Origin of the sequence: Actinophytocola sp. (assembly GCF_050699915.1) — a bacterium.
In the GTDB taxonomy this organism is placed as follows: Bacteria; Actinomycetota; Actinomycetes; order Mycobacteriales; family Pseudonocardiaceae; genus Actinophytocola.
The window spans coordinates 1-21,439 of record NZ_JBOHGA010000025.1 but is presented as its reverse complement, the minus strand read 5'-3'; the positions used below and the strand labels follow the sequence as shown (position 1 = coordinate 21,439).

At 69.0% G+C, this 21,439-nt stretch carries 19 protein-coding genes; 8 read left to right on the top strand and 11 right to left on the bottom strand.

Annotation, left to right across the window (positions count from 1 at the left end):
- Positions 1-15 precede the first annotated feature (15 nt).
- Entirely contained in the window at positions 16-552 is a 537-nt protein-coding gene (locus ACRDSK_RS07280) for a MarR family winged helix-turn-helix transcriptional regulator (RefSeq protein WP_431439174.1), read from the top strand.
- A 22-nt stretch (positions 553-574) separates the two neighbouring features.
- Here the strand turns inward: ACRDSK_RS07280 and ACRDSK_RS07275 are convergent, their stop codons facing one another.
- Both ACRDSK_RS07275 and ACRDSK_RS07270 read right to left on the bottom strand, forming a co-directional pair.
- On the bottom strand, positions 575-1,795 hold the full coding sequence (locus ACRDSK_RS07275) for a cytochrome P450 (RefSeq protein ID WP_431439173.1): 1,221 nt from the start codon (positions 1,793-1,795) through the stop codon (positions 575-577).
- Positions 1,792-3,870 carry a BTAD domain-containing putative transcriptional regulator gene (locus ACRDSK_RS07270; RefSeq protein ID WP_431439172.1) on the bottom strand — a complete coding sequence of 693 codons (2,079 nt, stop codon included), beginning with the start codon at positions 3,868-3,870 and terminating at the stop codon, positions 1,792-1,794. Before ACRDSK_RS07270 ends, ACRDSK_RS07275 begins: the two co-directional genes overlap by 4 nt.
- Before the next feature lie 679 nt (positions 3,871-4,549).
- On the opposite strand from ACRDSK_RS07270, the gene ACRDSK_RS07265 reads away from it, so the two are divergent.
- Entirely contained in the window at positions 4,550-5,677 is a 1,128-nt protein-coding gene (locus ACRDSK_RS07265) for an FAD-dependent monooxygenase (RefSeq protein ID WP_431439171.1), read from the top strand.
- Positions 5,678-5,938: 261 nt separating this feature from the next.
- Here the strand turns inward: ACRDSK_RS07265 and ACRDSK_RS07260 are convergent, their stop codons facing one another.
- The 9 genes from ACRDSK_RS07260 to ACRDSK_RS07220 form a co-directional block, all read right to left on the bottom strand.
- The gene (locus ACRDSK_RS07260) at positions 5,939-6,553 is read right to left on the bottom strand and encodes a DUF1345 domain-containing protein (RefSeq protein WP_431439170.1); all 615 of its coding nucleotides are present in this window, start codon (positions 6,551-6,553) and stop codon (positions 5,939-5,941) included.
- A 444-nt stretch (positions 6,554-6,997) separates the two neighbouring features.
- A complete protein-coding gene (locus ACRDSK_RS07255) occupies positions 6,998-7,222 on the bottom strand; it encodes an RNA-binding S4 domain-containing protein (protein ID WP_431439202.1) in 225 nt (74 codons plus the stop codon).
- Positions 7,189-7,557 (bottom strand): hypothetical protein, encoded by a 369-nt coding sequence (locus ACRDSK_RS07250; protein WP_431439203.1) that lies wholly within the window; start codon positions 7,555-7,557, stop codon positions 7,189-7,191. The genes ACRDSK_RS07255 and ACRDSK_RS07250 overlap by 34 nt, the downstream gene beginning before the upstream one ends.
- 128 nt (positions 7,558-7,685) lie before the next feature.
- A complete protein-coding gene (locus tag ACRDSK_RS07245; protein WP_431439169.1) occupies positions 7,686-8,924 on the bottom strand; it encodes a neprosin family prolyl endopeptidase in 1,239 nt (412 codons plus the stop codon).
- Between the two features lie 11 nt (positions 8,925-8,935).
- Complete coding sequence (locus ACRDSK_RS07240) at positions 8,936-11,041, bottom strand: WD40 repeat domain-containing protein (RefSeq protein WP_431439168.1); 2,106 nt, start codon at positions 11,039-11,041, stop codon at positions 8,936-8,938.
- Between the two features lie 474 nt (positions 11,042-11,515).
- Positions 11,516-11,749: a hypothetical protein gene (locus tag ACRDSK_RS07235; protein ID WP_431439167.1), complete on the bottom strand. Its 234-nt coding sequence runs from the start codon at positions 11,747-11,749 to the stop codon at positions 11,516-11,518.
- 30 nt (positions 11,750-11,779) lie between these two features.
- On the bottom strand, positions 11,780-13,282 hold the full coding sequence (locus tag ACRDSK_RS07230; protein ID WP_431439166.1) for a tripartite tricarboxylate transporter permease: 1,503 nt from the start codon (positions 13,280-13,282) through the stop codon (positions 11,780-11,782).
- A 7-nt stretch (positions 13,283-13,289) separates the two neighbouring features.
- A complete protein-coding gene (locus ACRDSK_RS07225) occupies positions 13,290-13,838 on the bottom strand; it encodes a tripartite tricarboxylate transporter TctB family protein (protein ID WP_431439165.1) in 549 nt (182 codons plus the stop codon).
- Entirely contained in the window at positions 13,835-14,848 is a 1,014-nt protein-coding gene (locus tag ACRDSK_RS07220; RefSeq protein WP_431439164.1) for a Bug family tripartite tricarboxylate transporter substrate binding protein, read from the bottom strand. The genes ACRDSK_RS07225 and ACRDSK_RS07220 overlap by 4 nt, the downstream gene beginning before the upstream one ends.
- A gap of 105 nt (positions 14,849-14,953) precedes the next feature.
- Here ACRDSK_RS07220 and ACRDSK_RS07215 point away from each other — a divergent pair, with 105 nt between their 5' ends.
- From ACRDSK_RS07215 to ACRDSK_RS07190, 6 genes are all read left to right on the top strand, one after another.
- Complete coding sequence (locus ACRDSK_RS07215) at positions 14,954-15,847, top strand: LysR substrate-binding domain-containing protein (protein ID WP_431439163.1); 894 nt, start codon at positions 14,954-14,956, stop codon at positions 15,845-15,847.
- A 40-nt stretch (positions 15,848-15,887) separates the two neighbouring features.
- Positions 15,888-16,832, top strand: a complete 945-nt coding sequence (gene kdgD / locus ACRDSK_RS07210) for a 5-dehydro-4-deoxyglucarate dehydratase (protein WP_431439162.1) — start codon at positions 15,888-15,890, stop codon at positions 16,830-16,832.
- Positions 16,829-18,163, top strand: a complete 1,335-nt coding sequence (locus ACRDSK_RS07205) for an enolase C-terminal domain-like protein (protein ID WP_431439161.1) — start codon at positions 16,829-16,831, stop codon at positions 18,161-18,163. The genes kdgD and ACRDSK_RS07205 overlap by 4 nt, the downstream gene beginning before the upstream one ends.
- Positions 18,160-19,305 carry an L-talarate/galactarate dehydratase gene (locus tag ACRDSK_RS07200; protein ID WP_431439160.1) on the top strand — a complete coding sequence of 382 codons (1,146 nt, stop codon included), beginning with the start codon at positions 18,160-18,162 and terminating at the stop codon, positions 19,303-19,305. The genes ACRDSK_RS07205 and ACRDSK_RS07200 overlap by 4 nt, the downstream gene beginning before the upstream one ends.
- 13 nt (positions 19,306-19,318) lie before the next feature.
- The gene (locus tag ACRDSK_RS07195; RefSeq protein ID WP_431439159.1) at positions 19,319-20,830 is read left to right on the top strand and encodes an aldehyde dehydrogenase (NADP(+)); all 1,512 of its coding nucleotides are present in this window, start codon (positions 19,319-19,321) and stop codon (positions 20,828-20,830) included.
- On the top strand, positions 20,734-21,439 hold a 706-nt coding region (locus tag ACRDSK_RS07190; protein WP_431439201.1), incomplete at its 3' end, for an AEC family transporter. The genes ACRDSK_RS07195 and ACRDSK_RS07190, both read left to right, overlap by 97 nt.

Here is a 21,439-nt window from a genome sequence, read left to right as displayed (position 1 = left end):
AGGTACCCTCCGGGCGTGACGGACCCGGACACGCTCGGCCCCCGGCAACTGGGGGTCTACTTCGCGTTGATGGAATCCGTCAGCATGCTCCAACACGCCGTCGAGCAGCAGCTGCGTGTCGAGGGAGACATCAGCTACGTGCAGTTCCAGCTCTTGGCTCGTCTCGTCGCAGCCAACAGCCAGCTGACCATGACACAGCTCGCCGACGGTGTCGTCTACAGCCGCAGCGGCCTGACCTACCAGGCCAGCCTGCTGGAGAAGGCGGGTCTTCTCACTCGCGCCTCCAGTCCCGACGACGAGCGCGCCACCCTTGTCGGCATCACCGACGCCGGCTCGACCCTCGTCGGCCGAGTGCTGCCCGGTCACATCCAGGTCACCCGCCGGCTGCTGTTCGAGCCGCTGTCCGACGGGGACCTGAAGCGCTTGGAAGACATCATGACCCGGGTGCGCGACCACATGCGTGCACTGCCGCCCCGGTCCGCCGGCCCGCGCAGGCGCCGGGCGGGTCCGGCGCCCGGTGTCCAGTCCGGGCCTCGCGACCACGAACCGTGACACTTCTTGCGCGCGGACCACGTCAGCGCGTCCGGGCAGGGAAGCGCAGCGGCAGCTCGTTCGGGCCGCGAATCCCGGTCGGCGGCCGCCAGCTGACCTCGCCGGCGATCACCGGAGGTTCCAGCCGCTCGGCGAGCGCGGGCAGCGCCTCGGCGATCTCGGTCCGGGCTAGCGGGGCGCCCAGGCAGTAGTGTGGACCGGCGCCGAACAGCAACGGTGACGCGGGATTGGCGCGCGTGATGTCGAACGTGTCGCCGCGGTCGAACACCCGCGGGTCGCGCTGCGCGGTCTGGACGCACATCGTCATGAACGCGCCCTTCGTGACCTTCAGGCCTCGGTACTCGAAGTCCTCGGCCGCGCACCGGTAGATGATCGGCGTCGACGGGACCCAACGGATCAGCTCCTCGACCGCCGGGGCCGCCAGCCCCGGGCGCTGGGCGAGCAGCTCCCACTGGTCGGGATGTTCGGAGAAGGTGACCATCGCGTTGGACAGCTGGTGGCAGGTGGTGTCGTGGGCGGCGAACACCAGCGTGACCAGGAGGTTGCGCAGCTCCTCCTCGCTGACCGTGCCCTCGGTACGTTGCGCCGTGACCAGCGTGGAGATCAAGTCGTCGCGGGGGTTGTCGGCCTTCTCCTCCATGAGTGCGGAGATGTAGCCGTTCAGGCCGACCACGGCCTTCTCCACCCGGGCGACGATGTCGCCGCCGTGCACCATGGCGAAGACGAGGCCGATGTCGTTGGTCCACACCCGGAAGGTGTCGTAGTCCGCGTTCGGCACGCCGAGCAGCTTGCACATGACCGCCAGTGGCAGCGGGTCCGCGAAGCTCGCCACGAACTCGCACGTCCCGGTCGCGGCCATCTCGTCGGCCATGCGTTCGGCCTCGGCCCGGACGAACGGTTGTACCTCGCTCACCATGCGCGGGGTGAAGGCCTTGGACACCAGGCCGCGCAGACGCCGGTGGCTCTCCCCGTCGTGATTGTTGATCATGGGAACGAACCAGTCGTAGATCGGCCCGTTGACCACGCCGCTCTGTTCCATGAAGCCCCGGCCGTTGTGGTCGAGCCTGCGGTCGCGCAGGAGCTCCTGGGCCTCCTCGTGGCGCAGTACGAGCAGGCCGATCGGGCTGTCGGCGTACCAGCTCTGCTCCTGCGCCGCCATGGCCTCGGGTCCGGAGAAGTCGAACGCCGGGTCGAGAACGTTGAGGAACGGCACATCCGCGGTTGTGGACTCGGTCGGACTCACCACTGTGCAGCCTCCTTGGCAGGTCGCGCGTCTGAGATGTCGGCCGCGGGGACCGCCGCCAGCGGCCACGCGGAGTCGGGTCTGGTGGACGGCGGCGTCATGAGGAACCCGGCGGCCTGGACCGTCTCGGCCGCCCACACGGCGTCGCGAGCCCACGCTCGGTTGGTCGCCGCGCCGATCCGCCGCCGCAGCCGGGCCCGGCGCAGCCTTCCGGTGGTCTCGTCGAGCGCCTCGGCGACCATGACGTGGGTGAAGCGGAACCAGCCGAGCCGCTCCTCGTCCTCCTCCACCAGCCCCGCCGCGATCGCGGTGTCGAGGATCTCCAGCGTCTCGTCGATCTCGATCGACAGGACCTCGGCGACGACTTCGATGACGAAGTGCCTGCCCACGGTGGCGGCCACGGACAGCACTTCGGCCGCGGGGCGCGGCAACCGCGCGATGCGCCGCAGCGCCACCTCCCGCACCGGGGCCGGCACCGGCGACGCAAACGGGTCGCCCAGCCCGTCCTCACCGCGCAGCTCCTTGACGAGCTCGCGCAGGAAGAACGGATTGCCCTCGGTCCGGTCGCGCAGCCCCTCCGCGGTGTGCTCACCCACCTTCCGGCGGACGAGGGCGCTCGCCAGGGTCCGCGTCTCCTGGACACTCAGTCCCTTGAGGTCGATGCGGGTCGTCTCCCGGTGGGCCAGGGCGGCCACGGTCTCGACGAGGTTCTCGGCCTCGTCCGACCGGTAGGACACGACCAGGAGCAGCCTGCTCGCGGGCACCGACTCGGCGAGGTGGGCCAGCAGCCGCAGCGAGCTCGGGTCCGCCCGGTGCACGTGGTCGAGTACCACCATGAGCGGGCTGAGCTGGGAGAGCTCGGTCAGGTACGCCACGACCGCCTCGAATCGCCGCAGCAAGACACCGTCGGCGCCCGCGCCGTCGGCGGGTCGCCCGGCTTCACCGTCGAGCAGCCCGGCCACCGGTCTCGGGACGGAGCGGTACGGGAACGCGCTGGCCGCCGCGCGCAGCACCTGCTCCCAGAGCCACAACGGTGGCGTGGAGACGTGTTCGGGGCAGGTTCCCCACAGCGCCGGCCCGTCAATCAGCTCGGTGAATCGCCGCAGCAGGCTGGTCTTGCCGATGTCCGGCTCGCCGGACACCAACACGACCTGACCCCGCCCCGCCTCCGCGGCCGACAGCGCCTCGGTCAGCGGTTGAAGCGCCGTCTGGCGGCCGACGAAGACCACGCCGTCGGAGGTCTCGGGCTTCGGCGGCGTGGCGGGGCCGCGTGCCTGCGGGATGAACACCGGCTCGTCCGCCGCGGCTGCGGTCTCCGCGGCGGAGATCGGGCGCCAGTCCAGGCTCGGTGCCTGGTTGAGGATCTCGCGCTTGAGGTGCTGGAGCGCGGGCCTGGGGTCGAGGCCCAGCTCGTCGGTCAGCCGCGTCTGGATGGTCCGCAGCACCTCCAGCGCCTCGGCCTGCCGCCCGGAGCGGTACAGCGCCAGGCTCAGCAGCTCGCATCCGTACTCACGCAGCGGGTTCGCCTTCATGAACGCGCCGAGCTCGGCCACGGCGACCTCGTGCGCTCCCACGGCCAGCAGTGCCGCGTTGCGCATCTCGACGACTGAAAGCCGCAGTTCCTCCAGCCGCGCCACCTCGGGAAGTACGCACGGGGCATGGGCCACCTCCGGATAGGCGTGGCCACGCCACAACGCCAGTCCCGCCTCGAATTCACGCAGCGCCTGCTGCGGGTCCTCGCGGTCCCACGCCTGCCACCCCGCCGCGGCGTGGTCACCGAACCAGCGGACGTCGACGTCGACGGATCCCGCGTCGAGCAGGTAGCCGCCGGGACAGGTTCGCAACACCGTGGCCGGTGTCCGCGGCGCGCGGCCCGGCTCCAGTAGCTTGCGCAGGTTGGCCACGTAAGCGTGGAGCGAAGCCATGGCCGACGGCGGTGGGTTCCCCGTCCACAGCGCCTCCAGCATCACGTCGACCGTCACCGGCTGGCCCGCCTGGCTCGCCAGGAGGGCCAGCAGTGCTCGTTGCTTGGGTGCCCCGACATCCACCTGACGGCCGGAGATGGTCGCTTCCACTGGGCCCAGTGCGCGGAGCTCGACCGTGGTATGCACTTCTCTTGGCTGAGTCCCGGCCCAGCGGACCGGGCCAGGCGGGACACGACGCGATGCCCCGACGACTGCTGCGTCTGTCATTTGGAGTTCTTCCCGGATCTGGGTGAGGCGCTCGGTGTGTGTTCAAGCGGCGCTGATTCCGGGCACTAGTGCCCGGTACGCGGGCGACAGTGGGCTTCGCCGGTTCGCCCGGCAAGTGCGCCTTCCGACCGTCCATGACACCGGCGTAGAACCACGCGATTGGTCGCGGGCTCAACGGGAGGTTACTTACAATTCGCCGCCCTAGTTGAGCAGCGGTAAGACGAGACTATGAACGGCCACTCAAAAACCCCTAAAAGACGTCTAACTCCCTATTTTTGCGTTGGGCGAGTACTGCTGACAGGGGAGCTAGGATCGGCCATACAGGTGCGTAGGCTGGGGGATTCGGCCGCTGTCCAAGGTACGGTCACGCGCAGTGAAGCCGACAAATGGCGCAAGTTGGTTTGGGGCCTCACGCGGCAACGTGGTCCGAGATACCCTGCCCGTTCCGTTCGGAAATATTCCCAACACGCGTTGAAATAATTCGCCAAGCTCCGGATTCCTGTGCGACAATTCGGCGGCAAGAAGTGGTCGTGGCATACTTCCTCGGCAAAGGGGGAACTGGATGAGGTCGGGGCAATTGGGTCGAGTGCTGATCATTGGTGCCGGCATTGCGGGTACCTCGGCCTCGATCACCTTGCGTCGTATCGGGGTCGAGGTCGACCTGATCGACATCAACGACGAATGGAACGTGACCGGGGCCGGCCTGACGATCACCGGACCGACACTGCGTGCGTTCCGGCAGCTCGGCGTGTACGACGAGATCGCCGCACACGGGTACGTCGGCGAGGGCATCCGCGTCTGCGAGGTCGACGGCACGCCCATCCGGGACCTGCCGACGCCGGTGCCGCCGGAAGCGCGAGTGTGCGGCTCGGGCGGGATCGCCCGGCCGGTGCTGCACGACATCCTCGCGTCGCGGCTGCGTGAGGTCGGTGTGTGGCCGCGCCTTGGCGTGGCCGTCGACAGGCTCGTCCAGGACGAGGAGGGTGTCGAGGTCACCTTCGACGACGGCGCGACCGAGCGGTACGGCATGGTCGTCGGGGCGGACGGGATCTTCTCGCGCACCCGCGATCAGATCTTCCCCGCCGCGCCGGGACCCGAGTACACGGGGCAGAGTGTGTGGCGCATGTTCGTCCCGCGCCCGCCGGACGTCGACCGCCGCCACTACTTCCTCGGCGGCCGGGTCAAGGTCGGGTGGACGCCGGTGTCGGCGACCCAGATGTACTTGTTCGTGGTCGAGCGCACGCCGCGAGTGGTGCGCCAGCGGCATGAGCTGCCTGCGGGCCTGGTCGAGTTGCTCGAGCCGTATGGCGGATACGTGCAGCAGTTCCGGGAGTCGATCGTCGAGGACACCGAGATCGCGTTCCGTCCGTTGGAGTCGTTCTATCTGCCCAGCCCGTGGTACTCCGGGCGGGTGATCCTCATCGGCGACGCCGCCCATCCCACGACACCGCAGCTGGCCTCCGGAGCGGGGATCGCGGTAGAGGACGCCCTGGTGCTCGCCGAGGAGTACGCCGCCCGCGACTCCGTCGCCGAGACGTTCACCGCGTTCGCCGCCCGGCGCGACGAGCGGTGCCGGTTCGTCGTGGAGAGCTCAATCGAAATCGGCCGTCTCGAACAGCTGCAGGCACCGCCGGAGGCACAGACGGCAGTCGTGGAGCGCGCACTGGCCAAGTTGGCCGAGCCGGTCTGACGGGCGCCCAACAGCCTGTCCGATCGGTGGGTTCGGGCTGATGGTGCGCCCGAACCGCTGGTTGCTCGTGGCGGTTCGCTGATACCGAGATCCGCCGCCATCTGAGCGACCGGACGCCCGGCAGCGACCAGATCAAGAACCTTGCGACGGAACACCGCGGGATAAGCCTTCGGCGCGAACGCCGAGGTAGCGGGTGTCAGTGCCCGGTCGGTGACCAGGCCGGCCAGTTGGCCGGCGGCGGTCAGGTCTCGCATCTTCCGTTCAGCCCCCGGTGACTACGCCGATCGCCACGGCCAGGATCGCGGTGTTGTAGAAGAACGCGAGGACACCGTGGGCGAGGATCTTCCCGCGTGCCACCGAACTCGTCGTCTCCACATCGGAGACCGCGAACGACGTGCCCACGGTGAACGAGAAGTACGCGAAGTCCATGAAGACCGGCTGCGGCGTGCCGGGAAAGTCCAGGATGCGGTGGGGCAGCGCGGCGTAGTACGCCTGCGCGTAGCGCTCCGCGTATCCGAAGTGGAGGATCGCCCACGCGAAGAGCACGGCCGGTACCGCCAGGCCCTTCGCCACCCCGGGGTCCGCGCCGGGCGCCAGGAGGGACAGCTGGTCGTTGAACGCGATCACCACGCCGGCCGTCAACCCGACCAGGCTCGTGAACAAGGTGAACATCAGACCGCTGCGCCGGCCGACGAGCATGCGGAGCCATTCCGCCTGGTCCCCGGTGTGGCGCTTGCTGCGCGTGACGCGCACGATCCGCATCGCCAGGTAGACCACTGCCAGCAGGTCCCACAGAACGAGTGGCAGCAGTTCGAACTTCAGGAAGAGCCACACTCCGAGGGCGACCAACGTCACCTCGACGAACCTGGACCACACCAACGACACCGTACGTAACACGCTCGCCCCGATCTCATGCCGACAGAAACCACAAGCGGCGACGTATTCTGCCAGGCCGTCAACCGGCCGCGAGAACGCGTCGCAGCGTCGCCAACTGGGTGTCGAGCGATGCCGTAGCCGAGGTGGCGTTCGACACCCAGGTAAGAGTTGTGTGGCGTAGCCAGTGAGTGGACACGCCGTGGGTGGCGACCCAGGGGAGTCGGTTGCTCGTCGACGGGTCGGTTGGGTACCCATAAGGACCGCCACCGGGACGCCGACCACCTCCGCGATCCCACCTGCGTCAGGCGCGGACGCTGGGGTCGGTGGTGCCAGATGGCGCCCCGGCTAGCGGAAGCGGTGTACTGCAGGCTGTTCGAGACGACGAGTGCGGAGCTGACCGCCTTCCCGCCGAACAGAGGGCCCGACGGTGTCACGCTTTTGGCGCTAACGCACAGGACGGGCCTGCTGTCCGGCGACGGCGACCACATCTCCGAACTGCAGCTGCGCTCCTCTTCGAGCCTCGACGTGCCCGTTCACCTGTACCTGGTCGGTCTCGACCAACTCACGCGCATGCGCCCCGTGCTCGGCGAGACCGGCCAGTTTGAGGAACTGACCCAGCCGAATCGGCAACTCGGCTACCGGAACGTCCTGGATCGATGATCGTGACACGAACCCATCTTCCCCCACGTGGGCGCCGATGTACCAGTTGGACAGGTCGAGGACGTCGGCGGGCGCCGCACAGTCCCCGCCGCCGGAGCCGTCCGCGCCGAGCACGGGTGCTCGGTGATGCAGGTCCACTCGTTGGTCGTGTTGCCGTGACCGACGATGCGCACGTAGCGCGCGTCGTGGTCGGTGAAGCGCGCGCCAGCCAGGACGGTGGCCCACGACGAACCAGTCCCGGAGACCTGGACGTCGACGGTGAAACGCCGGATGTCGCCTTGGTGCCAGGCGAGCGACACCGACCCGACGGTGACCGACTCACCGAAGTCGTGGTGGATCACCATCCGCCACAGCGTCCGATTCGGCGTCCGGGATCACCACCGCGACGGCCCAGGGACTGGGCCGTTCTCGATCGATGCGGTCCGCGACGACCTGTTGCAGCAGGACCGGACGCCGGCGCAACGCCGCCCAGTCAACATGGTTGGCCACCCGGGCCACCGAAGAACAGATACGTGCCCCAGACCGAGGAGGAGTTGTTGGTGATGTCGATGGTGTAGCACGAACCGGAGGTGGAGCCGGCCTCCGACAGGCTTGCGTACACCGCGCCGCCGCTCAACGGGTTGACGAATGCGCCGCGTTGATATGCCGACTTGCCGAAACCGGCCGAGGCGAACTGTCCCGACCCCATCGGTGGCCACGTGCTCACCTTCGTCGCGGCTTCTCCGCCGAACCTGACGCGGGTGGCCCGCGAAGTCAGCGGCCCGTTGTTGAAGAACTCCGACGGGATGCAGCCGATCGCATGGTCGTCGAAATAGAACCACCAGCCCTGTCCGGTGCGGTAGAACCCCATCTTGTACTCGATCTGAGTGCCATCGGAGTGGGAGAACTGCAGTCGCTGCCCGGGGCGAACGTGCGGATTCGGGACGGTGTGAAATACGCCGCCATCCTCGTTGTAGAAATTCGAGCCGGTCGCGTAGTTGTTTCGCGTCGTGAACACGAACAGGTGCGGTTCGCTGTCGCCATAGCGCCGGTAGTCGATTTGCCAGCCGCATTCCACGGACTGCAGAAGCGTTCCGTCGTGTCCAGCGAGATACCACTGCTGGCTGAAGGTGCCCTTGTAGAGGGGCGTAACGAAAGGGTTCCACACGTTGAGGTAGCTGGCCCCGCCCAGGCACTCGATGTCCTGCTCCCCGGTGGCGTATCGGTGATCGAAGCTGTCCATCGACGTGCGGGCAACGGCGTCCTTCGCCGAGTACGCCGCCAGGTTCGGAAATCGGCTCAGCTGTTGAAGTGTCGTGCGGTAGTTCGCGATCGTGCCGTCCGGAGCGCGCCGCGCCTCAGGCGGGTACCGGTACCGCGGAAGGGCGCTGGAGGTATCGATCGCACGGGACCCTGCCTCCTCGGGCAACGCGGTGTCGGAGGGTTCAGGCGCGGGTGGAGCGTCGGGAGGGTCGGCGGCCGGGTCGCCGTTCCACCGGCGCACCGCGGGGTGCTGGGCTTCCGGGATGAAGTCGAGGACCTGACCGTCCTCGTCGACGTAGCTCTCGGTGACTTTGACATCGCGATACTGTTCGAGCACATAGGCGCGCATCTCTTCGAACGCGGCCTGGTTCTCCACCTGTGCGTCGGGCAGGCGACGAAAGTCGTCGTACTCGGCATCGAGTACCGACCGAAGGAAATCGTCAAAGGGCTGGGGCGAAACATCTTTCATGACGACACTCCTCAGGGCAGGTCGATCAGTGGAGGGCTCGACCACACGCGGACGCCGTTGTCGGCGGCGGTCGCGAGCATCGCGCCGCCGGTGGCGAAGGCGAAGTCGCGCACCGTTTTCGGATGCAGGTACCGGGCCACTTCGGCACCGGAATGCGGATCGTGCAGGGCGACGTACGTTGTCCCGGCGGCCACAGCCACCGAGTTGTCCGTCGGGTGGAATGCCAGAGCTGAGATCGGGGCCGCGCGGCGGAACTCCTGGAGTTTCGGCGGATCGCCGGCGGCGGTGAGGTCGTAGACGGCGACTGCCTTGTCGTCCCACGACACCGCGAGCAACGTTGCGTCGGCACTGAAGGCGAGCTGCGAGCAACCGAAACCGCGGGCGACCCGGCGCTGCGTCAGGGTTTCCGCGTCGATCAGGAGGACGGTCCCATCCTCGTTGCCGCTTGCCAGTAGCGCACCCGCCTGTTGGAAGGCCAGTACCCGAACCTTTCCTTCAGCTGCCGCGCTGAAGGTTTCGGTGCCGGTGGTCGCGTCCGGGATGCGGGTTCCCCGGTCGAGGCAACCGGTGCCGACCCAGCGGCCGTCGCTACTAGCGGCGATGCGGCTGACTGTGTGCGGATGGGTGTTCGGAGCAGGCCACCGATTCCGGCCGTCGACGCTGGCGAGGAGACGGACGGTCCTGCCCGCCGCGGTCGCGATCCACGCGCCGGTAGCCATGGCGAGACCGTTCACCTCGCCGATGTTCTCCACCTTCCAGAATCTGGTGCCGACGATCGAGAACGACCGCAACCCCGCGCTGCCGCCGACCGCGACGGCCTGGGCGTCGTCGGCGAAGACAATGGCCGCGATGGTGCCGGGGACCGGTTGATGTTTCACCTCGGCCCCGGTGGCGGCGGTCAGCACCGTCACCGCGGCGCTCGCATCGGCCACCGCGACGACCGGTTGAACCGCGGTCGACATCTCGATCGAGGTGAGAGCGAAACCGCTCTGATGCCGCGAGATCTCGACGCCGGTGTCATGCATCTCGACGACGCCGCCGGTACTGCGCTCGCCCCCGATCAACAAGGTGCGCCCGTCGGCGGCGACCGACGCGGTCAGCTGACCCGCAAAGCCGATGTGACCGACGATCCCGCCGCGATGTGCGTCGATCGTGGTAAGGGTGGAGGTCACCGGCTCCTCCTCATCGGGATCGCCTTCGGAGGCGGTGACGATGATGGAACGGAGTGTCGGGCTGTACAGCACGCGTGTCTGACCGCGGCCCCCGACGATCGGATACTTCAGGGTGCCGTCGTCGAGATCGAGTACGGCGGCGCCGGAGCCGACGAGAGTGGCGACCCATCGCCCGTCGCCACTGCAGGTGATCGAGCGGACGAGCCCGAACTCGGAGGGCACCAGCTGATTCGCCCAGAGCTCGACTCCGGTGCCCAGGTCGAAGGCGCGAATCCGGTTGGCGCCGCAGCCCGCCACGAGGCGGCGACCGTCGGGCGTGTAGGCGATCGCACCTACCGACGACGAGGTGGTCAGCGTGGTGCGTTCGCGGCCTGTCGTGGCGTCCAGAATGGTGACACCGCGGGGGTTGGCGACCGCCACGGACTGCGCGTCGGGGCTGCACGCGGTCGCGTCCGAGTCGTCGAGGACGCGCGTCCACCGCTCCCGACCGGTCTGTGTGTCAAATGTCCACGCTCGTAGTCGGTGTATTCCAGGGTGGTGCGCTGGGGCGTCACCGAAGGCGAGCACCCACGCGCCGTCTGGCCCGAACTCCACTCGAAAGGGGTGGAGTTCGCCGAGGTAGTGGCAGCGTTCGTTGCCCGATTCGACCTCGAGCACTCGGGCGCGCCACTGTTCCTGTCCGCCGGTGCGGCTGAACTCGGCGGTGGCCATCGACTGACTGTCAGGACTGAAGGCGACCGACCACACCGCCCAGTTGTCGTGGGTGTGCCGGATGACTCGGCCGTCCACGTTGTACACGGTCAGCGAGCCCGCGGTCTCGCTGTCGATGAGGGCAGTCGCCGCGGCGACCCGTTGTCCGGAGGGTGCGATCGCGACGGACCGGGGAAGGTGGGGCAAGGGGTTGGACCAGACGCGGCGCGTCGGTGGTTCGGTGGATCGTTCCATATGCGCGGCTCCTGAGCCCTCTCGGCTACGACGTACATCGTCGGCGAACCCGCGGTCATGACACGGTGACCAGCGACCCGGCCGTCGAGGGCGCTGGGATACGGATTCCTCCGAGAACGAGCCGCCGCCCTGGCGCGCGGCGGCCGGCTGCGATGCTGTCGACGAGTGGCAGGATCCTCACACCGTGACCGCGAACTTCGCCGACGGACTGGTCGCACTGCGCCAACTGGCGACGGGCACGACACCGTCGTGTGGGCGGGGTCCTGATCACGTGCCTCGGGTGGAGGTTCGCATCCTGCCGGTCAGTCCGGGTGAGTTACTCGAGGCGTTCCTGGTAGGTGCAGTGTTCGCAGGCTGCGGTGCTGCCGCGGGGATATTCCAGAGGGCAGGTTGGGCAGGCGGGCAACGTGATGTCGTGTGCGGTCGGTCCTGCCATCAGGATTCGCGTTGCCGCGCTGCTGTCGTTGTGGAGCGTCAGCGGATGGGGCCCGGGTTGTTTCCGCTGAGCGGCGGTGGAATCGACATCTTCTTGTTCGCCGCGTCGGCGACTCGCGCCGCGATGAGCGCGGACTTGGCCTGCGCGATGGCACGGTGGCGCGGGTAGGTGTGCACGAAGGTCTCAAGATTGTCGGTCGCCGATGCCGCGTCGCCGGACTTCAGCTGCTCGTAGCCGCATTTGAGCAGGGCGTTCGACCGGTCCGGTGCCATACCGGTGGTTCCGCGACGGTCCGGCATCCGTTACAGCAAATGGTTCTCGTGGGTTCGGGTGCGGCGGATGGCCGCTCGTATCGGTGGCAGGAGCGCGACCGCGAGGAAGACGGCCAGCAACACTCCGGAGATCGGGCGAGTGAGGAAGCCGGTCGGGTCGCCGTCGAACAGGAGTAGTGAGCGGCGTAGCGAGTCTTCCAGCAGGGAACCGAGCACGAAGGCCAGGACGAGGGGGCCGGGCTCGAAGCCGAGCTTCTTCATGAGGTAGCCGAGTGCACCGAAGACGATCACGAGCACGATGTCGAAGACGGAGTTGTTGACCGTGTACACGCCGACCAGGGTGATCAGGACGGTGATCGGCGCGAGGACGGTCGGTCGCACCCGCAGGATCTTCACGAACAGGCCGACCAGCGGGATACTCATGATCAGCAGCAGGATGTTGCCGAGGTACATGGAGTTGACCACGCCCCAGAACAGGTCCGGGTTCTCGGTCACCAGCTGCGGCCCAGGGCTCACGTCGAGGATGAGCAGCGCCCCGAAGATCACCGCCATCGTGGCGTTCGCCGGGATTCCCAATGTCAGCAAGGGAATGAACGACGACGTGGCGGCCGCGTTGTTCGCGGTCTCCGGTGCCGCGACGCCTTCGATCGCACCCTTGCCGAACCGCTCCGGGTGCTTGGCGCGGCGCTTCTCGACCGCGTAGGCGGCCAGCGAGGACAACGTCGCGCCGCCGCCAGGCAGGATGCCGAGCACGAACCCGAGCACCGAGCCGCGACCAATGGCGCCGGCGGACTGCCGGAGGTCCTTTCGGGACGGCCACACGTTGGCCACGTGCGCGGGAGCCTGCGTCGCGCGGTGGCGCTCCTCGAGGTTGTAGAGGATCTCGCCGAGTCCGAACAGGCCCATGGCGATCGGGACGAAGTCGAGGCCGTCGGCGAGCGACAGGTTGTCGAAGGTGAACCGTTCCGCCGCGGTGAACCCGTCCCGGCCGACGGTGGCGAGCAGCAGCCCGACGCAGGCGGCGATCACGGCCTTGATCCGGTTGCCGCCGCTGATGGTGGCCACGAGCAGGATGCCCAACAGCGCGAGCGCGGTGTACTCGGGCGGTCCGAAGTCGAGTGCGAAAGCCGCGACCAATGGGGCGACGAGGGACATTGCCACGATCGACACCGTGCCGCCGATGAACGAGCCGATCGCGGCGATCCCCAGCGCGGTGCCTGCCTTGCCCTGCTTGGCGAGCGCGTGTCCGTCGAAGACGGTGACCACCGACGAGGCTTCGCCGGGCAGTCGCAGCAGTACCGACGTGATCGTCCCGCCGTACTGGGCGCCGTAGAAGATGCCGGCCAGCATGATGATCGCGGTGACGGGCTCGATGCCGAAGGTGAGTGGCAGCAGGATCGCGATCGTGGCGGCCGGCCCGAGCCCCGGCAGGACCCCGATCAACATGCCGACGACGACACCGATCAGGCAGTACAGGAGGTTCGCCGGCTCCAGCACGACACCGAAGCCGTCGAGGACGGGGGACAGGTCCACGTGTCTCCTAGAACAGGTGCGGGATCGGCACGGCGAGCGCGGCGACGAACACGAGGTAGAACCCGGCCACCACACCGACGCTGGTCAGGATCGACACGCGCCAGCTCTCCCGGCCGAGGAACCGCAGCCACACGAAGCAGAGCAGCGCGGCCGGGATCTCGAAGCCGATCACCTCGATGAGCGCGACGAAACCGACCATGCTCGCGAGCGCGGCGAGGACCAGCCAGCTCGCGCGGGAGAACCGCTCCGCGTCGGCGGTCCGGCGCACGACCACGAGCAGGCCGATGCCGAGCATCGTGAGCACGATGCCGACGATCAGCGGCCACGTACCCGCCCGCGGTTCCCGTGCGGTGCCCACCCCGAGCGCCACCGAGCCGGCGGTGGTCGCCACCCCGAGCGCGGTGACGACCACCGCGACGATCGCGTTGCCCAAGGTGCCGATCGGTGGTGGCCGGTCATGCTCGGCGTTCTCGACCTCGCGCACCGCCTCCGCCAGGCCCTGCCCGGCTTCCGGCTCGCGCTCGTCGACGTCGTTACCGGGCGGGCGATCCGTCACTGCTCCTCGCCCAGGTTGATGCTGTGCTCCTCCACCACCTGCCTGTAGCTGTCCAAACTGGACGTCCACAGCTTGCGCAGCTCGTCGCCGTCGACCTCGTTGGGCGTGAGCTGGTTGTCCTCGTTGAACTTCTTGTAGGCGTCGCTGTCGAAGGCCTTGCCGAACGCAGACACGAGCCGGTCGACGACCTCCGCCGGCGTGCCCTTCGGCGCGAAGACCGCCCGCGACTGCTGCACCGGCACGTCGTAGCCCTCCTCGACCGCCGTGGGCGTGTCGGCCAGGTAGGACGGACGCTCCTCTGCGAAGGTCACGATCGGCGTCAGCTTGCCCGCCTCGATCTGCTCGACCGCCTCGCCGAGCTGGATCGAGCCGACGTCGACCTGCCCGCCGAGCACCGCGGTCAGTGTCGGCGAGCCGCCGTCGAACGGCACGGCGGTTGCCTCGATCTCGGACTGGGCGAACAGCAGCGCCTGGGAGAGCTGGCTGCCGGTGCCGACGCCGGTGGTGCCGTACTTGAGCGGGCGGCCCGCGTTCTTCAGGTCGTCGATCGTCGCCAGCCCGGAGGACTTCGCCGACACGAGCACGTAGTCGTCCTGGGAGACACCGGTGACGATCTCGTAGTCGGCGATGTCGATGGCCTCGTCCTCGGGCACGGCCAGCGGCGTGATGTAGGCGAGGCTGCCGTTGAACACCATCAGCGTGTGGCCGTCGGGATCCTTCCCCGCCAGCTCCTGGGCCGCCACCGCGCCGTTGGCGCCCGGCTTGTTCTGCACGTTAATCGGCACGCCGAGGTCGTCCTTCGAGCCCTCGGCCAGCGCTCGTGCGATGAGGTCGGTACTCCCGCCCGGATCCTGCCCGACGTACACGGTGATCGGGTCGCCACCGGGGAAGTCCGCGCCTTCCTCGTCACCGGAACCGCCGAGGTTGCTGCCGCACGCCGAGAGGGTGAGTGCCACAGCCAGCCCGGTTCCGATCGCTTGCCACCTGCGCCTGCCGAGGTTACCGATCATTTCGCTCTCTCCTTTGAGAGGCAGCGGGGCTATGGGTAAGGAACGTATTGCGACCAAGTAATGCCTGTCTAACACCATTGGGGCATGGATTGATACCTTCAGGACATGGACTACTCGCTCGAGCAGGTGCGCGGGTTCGTCGCGGTCGCTGACGAACTGCACTTCGGTCGGGCGGCCGCCAAGCTGAAGATGACCCAGCCGCCGCTCAGCAGGCAGATCCAGAAGCTGGAGCGGGCGGTCGGCGCCCAGCTCCTGGCCCGCGATAACCGCCGGGTCACACTCACCGCCGCAGGGCAGGTGTTCCTGACCGAGGCGCGTCGGTTGCTCGCGCTGGTGGAGGTGGCGCCGGACCTGGCGCGGCGGGTTTCGTCGGGCTACAGCGGACTCGTGCGGATCGGCTTCACCGCGGCGTCGGCCTACGGGTTGCTCGGGCAGCTGCTCAACACGCTGTCGCGCGAGCTGCCCGACCTCGCCGTCGAACTGTCCGAAATGGTCACTCGCGCACAGATCGCCGGTCTGGCCAACGAGAAGATCGACCTCGGCCTGGCCCGGCCGCCGTTCGACCGCGAGATGTTCGACTCCCGGCTGCTGCACCGCGAGCCACTGCTCATCGCGGCACCCACCGGGCATTCGTTGCTCACGCTCGACCGTGCCGCGCGGCCCGCGGACGTGACGGGCGAGCCAGTGGTCATGCATTCGCCGACCGAGGCCAAGTACTTCTACGACCTGGTCGTCGGCTCGGTCTCGATCGCCCCGGAGCAGACCGTGCACACCGTCAGCCAGATCCTCACCATGCTCTGGCTCGTCGCGGCGAGGAGGGGGATCGCGTTCGTTCCCGGTTCGGCTGCACGGCTGCCGATCGAGGGCGTGGGGTTCGTCCAGCTCGAACTGGCCGAGCCGGAGCCGGTCGAACTGCATCTGCTGTGGCGACGCGATTCCGAGAACCCGGCGTTGTGGCGGGTCCTCGACGTGCTCGAGGACGCCGCACTCGCAGAGTGATGCTCTCGTGGTATCGCACCATGCGAAACCGCTGTTGGACATGCATCGAGCGGCGACCTTTCATGGGACCGTGACGTTGCTACCTCCCGCGGCCCTCGCCGACCGGTTGCGCGCCGGGCTCCTGTCGTTCCCGGTGACCCATTTCGACGCCGACCTTCAGTTCGACGAGCCCCGCTACCGCGAGCACCTGGCGTGGCAGGCCGAGTTCGACATCGCGGGCCTGTTCGCCGCCGGCGGTACGGGGGAGGGGTTCTCGCTGACCGCGGCCGAGACGGACCGGGTCGTTCGCGTGGCCGTGGACGAGGTCGCGGGGCGGGTCCCGGTCGTCGCGCCCGCGACCGGTGCGACCGCGCTGGCGGTCGAGCAGGCCCGAGCGGCCCAAGCCGCGGGGGCGTCAGGGGTCCTGCTCTTCCCGCCCTACCTGACCGAGGCCGGGCAGCAGGGGCTGGTCGGGCACGTCGGCGCCGTCTGTCAGGCCACCGACCTCGGCGTGATCGTCTACAGCCGCGCCAACGCCGTGTTGACCGACACCTCCGTGGCCGAGCTCGCCGACCGCCACCCGAACCTGGTGGGGCTCAAGGACGGCGTGGGTGACATCGAGCAGCTGACCCGTACCTACGCCAAGGTCGGCGACCGGCTGGCCTACATCGGCGGGCTGCCCACGGCCGAGACGTTCGCGCTGCCGCTGCTGCAGCTCGGAGTCAGCACATACTCATCGGCTATGTACAACTTCGCGCCGGAGTTCGCGTTGCGGTTCTACGCGACCGTCCGGGCGCAGGACCGCGACGCCGTCTACCGCATGCTCAACGACTTCGTCATCCCTTACCTCGACATCCGCGACCGTGGACGTGGTTACGCCGTCTCCATCGTCAAGGCCGGGCTGACCGCCGTCGGGCGCGACGGCGGGCGGGTCCGCCCGCCGCTGACCGACCTGACCGCGGACGAGCTCGAAGAGCTGACCACGCTGGTGCGGAAGTTCGCATGACCACGCCGACCGTGGCGCGCGTCGAGGTGGTGCCCGTCGCGGGGCACGACAGCATGCTGCTGAACCTCAGCGGCGCGCACGGCCCGTTCTTCACCCGCAACGTGGCGATCATGACCGACAGCGAAGGCCGAGTCGGACTGGGTGAGGTGCCTGGTGGGGAGGCCATCGCGGCGACGATCACCGATGCCGGCGCGCTGCTCGCCGGCCGCCCGGTCGCCCGCTACGCGACACTGCTGCGGGACGTCGCCACCGCCTTCGCCGGGCGGGACGCCGGCGGGCGCGGCGTGCAGACGTTCGACCAGCGCACCACCGTGCACGCGGTCACCGCGCTCGAGTCGTGCCTGCTCGACCTGCTCGGCCAGCACCTGGAGGTTCCGGTCGTTGAGTTGCTCGGCGAGGGTAGGCAGCGCGACGCCGTGCCGGTGCTCGGCTACCTGTTCTACGTCGGGGACAGGCGTCGCGCCGACCTTCCGTACGTCGCTGAGGACCGTCCCACCGACGAGTGGACGCGGCTGCGCCGCGAGGCGGCTCTCACCCCCGACGCGGTGGTCGCGCTCGCCGAGGCCGCGCGCACGCGGTACGGGTTCGCCGACTTAAAGCTCAAAGGCGGCGTGCTGCGAGCCGAGGACGAGGTCGACGCGGTACTCGCGCTTGCCACCCGCTTCCCGGACGCGCGGATCACGCTCGACCCCAACGGCGCCTGGCCGCTGGCCGAGGCGATCGCGCTGTGCCGCGACCTGCACGGCGTGCTCGCCTACGCCGAGGACCCGGTCGGCGCCGAGGACGGATACTCCGGACGGGAGGCGATGGCCGAGTTCCGGCGAGCCACCGGGCTGCCGACGGCGACCAACATGATCGCTACCGACTGGCGCCAGCTCGCCCACGCGATCCGCGCGAACGCCGTCGACATCCCCCTGGCCGACCCGCACTTCTGGACCATGCGCGGCTCGGTCCGCGTCGCGCAGCTGTGCGCCGGCTTCGGCCTGACGTGGGGATCGCACTCCAACAACCACTTCGACATCTCGCTGGCCATGTTCACCCACGTGGGCGCCGCCGCACCGGACCCGATCACCGCCCTGGACACGCACTGGATCTGGCAGGACGGGCAGGCCCTGACCCGCGAGCCACTGCGGATCGAGGGCGGTGAGATCGCGGTACCGACCGCACCCGGGCTCGGCGTCGAGCTCGACCGGGAAGCGTTGGCGGCTGCCCACGAGCGGTATCTCGAACACCGCCTCGGCGCCCGCGACGACACGGTCGCCATGCAGTTCCTGGTACCAGGCTGGCGCTTCGATCCCAAGCGCCCCTGCCTCGCGGAGGCACGCACATGAGCGAGCCTGCGAGCGAATCGAGGTCACAGGGCGACCAGATCCGCCTGGTTACCTTGTCGTCGGTGATCCTGCCGCTGTCGACCGGCATCAGCGACGCGAAGGTGCTCACCGGCCGGCAGCGTCCGATGACCGAGGTCGCCTTCCTGTTCGCGGAGATCGACACGGACGCCGGCCTGTCCGGGCTGGGCTTCAGCTACTCCAAGCGGGCGGGCGGACCTGCCCAGTTCGTCCACGCCCGCGAGGTGGCACCCGAGCTGATCGGCGAGGACCCGAGCGACATCGGTCGACTGTGGACGAAGCTCGCGTGGGCCGGCGCGTCGGTCGGGCGCAGCGGCGCGGCGACTCAGGCCCTGGCGGCGTTCGACGTGGCCTTGTGGGACCTGAAGGCGAAACGGGCCGGTCTTCCGCTGGCCAAGCTGATCGGTGCGCATCGCGACTCGGTGCGTTGTTACAACACTTCGGGCGGGTTCCTGCACGAGCCGATCGAGCAGGTGAAGGACAACGCCACCGCCTCGTTGAAGGCCGGCATCGGCGGCATCAAGATCAAGGTTGGCCAGCCCGACTGGCGAGAAGACCTGCGGCGCGTGGCCGCGCTACGTGAGCACATCGGCGACGACGTGCCGTTGATGGTCGACGCCAACCAGCAGTGGGACCGGCCCACGGCGATGCGAGTCGGCCAGACGCTCGAAGAGTTCGGTTTGGACTGGATCGAGGAGCCGCTGGACGCCTACGACGCCGAGGGACACGCGGACCTCGCCCGGGCGTTGAACACCGCGATCGCCACCGGCGAGATGCTCACCAGCGTCGCCGAGCACCGGGAGCTGATCCGCCACCGCGCCGCGGACATCCTGCAGCCCGATGCCCCGCGCATCGGCGGCATCACCCAGTTCCTCAAGCTCGCCACGCTCGCCGAGTACGCAAACCTCGGGCTGGCGCCGCACTTCGCCATGGAGATCCATCTGCACCTGGCGGCCGCGTATCCGAGCGAGCCGTGGGTCGAGCATTTCGACTGGCTGTACCCACTGTTCAACGAGCGGCTCGAGACCAGGGACGGACGCATGTACCTGTCCGACCGGCCCGGCCTCGGCGTCACCCTCACCGAACAAACGCGTGCCTGGACCGTGGACCGATTCGCAGTGTGACGAGAGGCCATCGATGAACGACGTCGTCAGCGTCGACCCGCGCACCGGGCAGACCGTGGAAGTCGTGGCCCAGGAGACGACCACTGACGAGGTCGCCCAGCTGTGCGCGGCCGCACTGGCCGCGGCGTCCGGATTGGACGCACTCGGTCGAGTCGGGCGGGCGTCGCTGCTCCGGTCACTCTCCGCCGCGCTCGAAGCGCGGCGGGAGGACATCGTCGCGATCGCCGACCGTGAGACCGCACTCGGCCCGACCCGGCTGGGCGGCGAGCTCACCCGCACCACCTACCAACTCCGGCTGTTCGCCGACGTGCTCGACGAAGGCAGCTACCTCGAGGCCGCCATCGACCACGCCGGCGACACTCCGATGGGACCGCGACCGGACCTGCGTCGGATGCTCGTGCCGCTCGGCCCGGTCGCGGTGTTCGGGGCGAGCAACTTTCCCCTCGCGTTCTCCGTGCCCGGCGGCGACACCGCCTCCGCGCTCGCCTCCGGCTGCCCTGTCATGATCAAGGCACACGGCTCCCACCCGGCGACCTCCCGGCTGTGCTTCGAGATCCTCGACGAGGCTGGCCGAAAAGCCGGCGCACCCGAGGGCACGCTCGGCCTCGTACACGGGCTGCGAGCCGGTGCCGACCTGGTCGCCCAGCCGGCGATCCGCGCGGTCGGCTTCACCGGCTCGGTCACCGGTGGCCGGGCCCTGCTGGAGATCATCGAGCAACGGCCCGAGCGCGTGCCCTTCTTCGGCGAGCTCAGTAGTCTCAACCCCGTGGTCGTCACTCCGCACGCGGCGAACGAGCGCGGCACGACGATCGGTCGGGAGCTGATCGGTTCGGTCACCCTCGGCGCCGGGCAGTTCTGTACCAAGCCAGGTCTCGTTCTCGTCCCGGCCGGCGCGGCCGGCGACAGCGTGGTCGACGCGATGGCGGCTGCCGTGGAGGAGACCGCCCCGCAGGTGTTGCTGAACGCGGGCATCGTCGAGTCGTTCGAGCGGATCTCGGCACGGCTGGCGCAGGCGCCGGAGGTCGAGACGTTGGCCCGAGGCGCCGCGGTCGACGGGCCGGGTCTTGCTGTCGCCCCGCTGCTGCTCACCACACGGGCCGCTCGGATGCCACCAGAGGTGACCGAGGAGTGCTTCGGCCCGGTCACGGTGGTCGTCCGCTACGCCGGGGAGAACGAGCTCTTCGGTGCCATCGGCGAGCTGCCCTCATCGCTCACCGCGGCCGTGCTGCGTGGCACCGGGGAGACCGAACTACCGCTGACGATCTCCGAGCGGCTGCGCTCGCGTGCCGGTCGGCTCGTCTACGACTCGTACCCGACCGGAGTCGCCGTGTCCTGGGCACAGCACCACGGCGGACCATGGCCGTCGACCAACACCCAGCACACCTCCGTCGGCACCACCGCGATCCGCCGCTTCCTGCGCCCGATGACCTGGCAGGGCGCCCCGGCGGAGCTGCTACCGGCCGAGCTGACCGACGGCTACGCCGGAATCCCGCGGCGGATCGACGGCGCGCTGGTGCTTCCCTGAGCGCGGTACTCGCAGGATTCGGCGCCCTGGCACTTGTCATCGCCATCGGGTGGCTCGTCGGCCGCGCCAAGGTTCTCGGGGACGACGCCCCAGGCGTGCTGTCACGGTTGTCGTACTTCGTCGCCACACCTGCCCTGCTGCTGCACACCCTCGCTGACGCGGACCCGGGTGTGCTCGCGTCCACCACGCTGATCGCCATCGCCGGCAGTGCGGTGCTGTGCGGCTTGCTCTACGTCGTCGTGGCCCGGTGGCGCTGGCACCAGGGACCGGCGCGGCTGACCATCGGCGTGTTCGCCTCGTCCTACGTGAACGCGGGGAACCTCGGCATTCCGATCTCGGTCTACGTGCTCGGCGACGCCGCCTACGTCGCGCCGGTCCTGCTGTTCCAGGTGCTCGTCCTTTCACCCATCGGTCTCTCGATACTCGCCGGGGCACGCCCCGGGCAGTCCCGGCTACGGCTGTTGACCCAGCCGCTGCGTACGCCGATCGTGCTCGGTTGCGCCGTCGGGCTCGGTCTCGCCGCCACCGGCTGGCGGTTGCCCACCGTCGTGCGAGAACCGGTCGAGCTGCTCGCGATGCTCGCCGTGCCCGCGGCGCTGCTGGCGTACG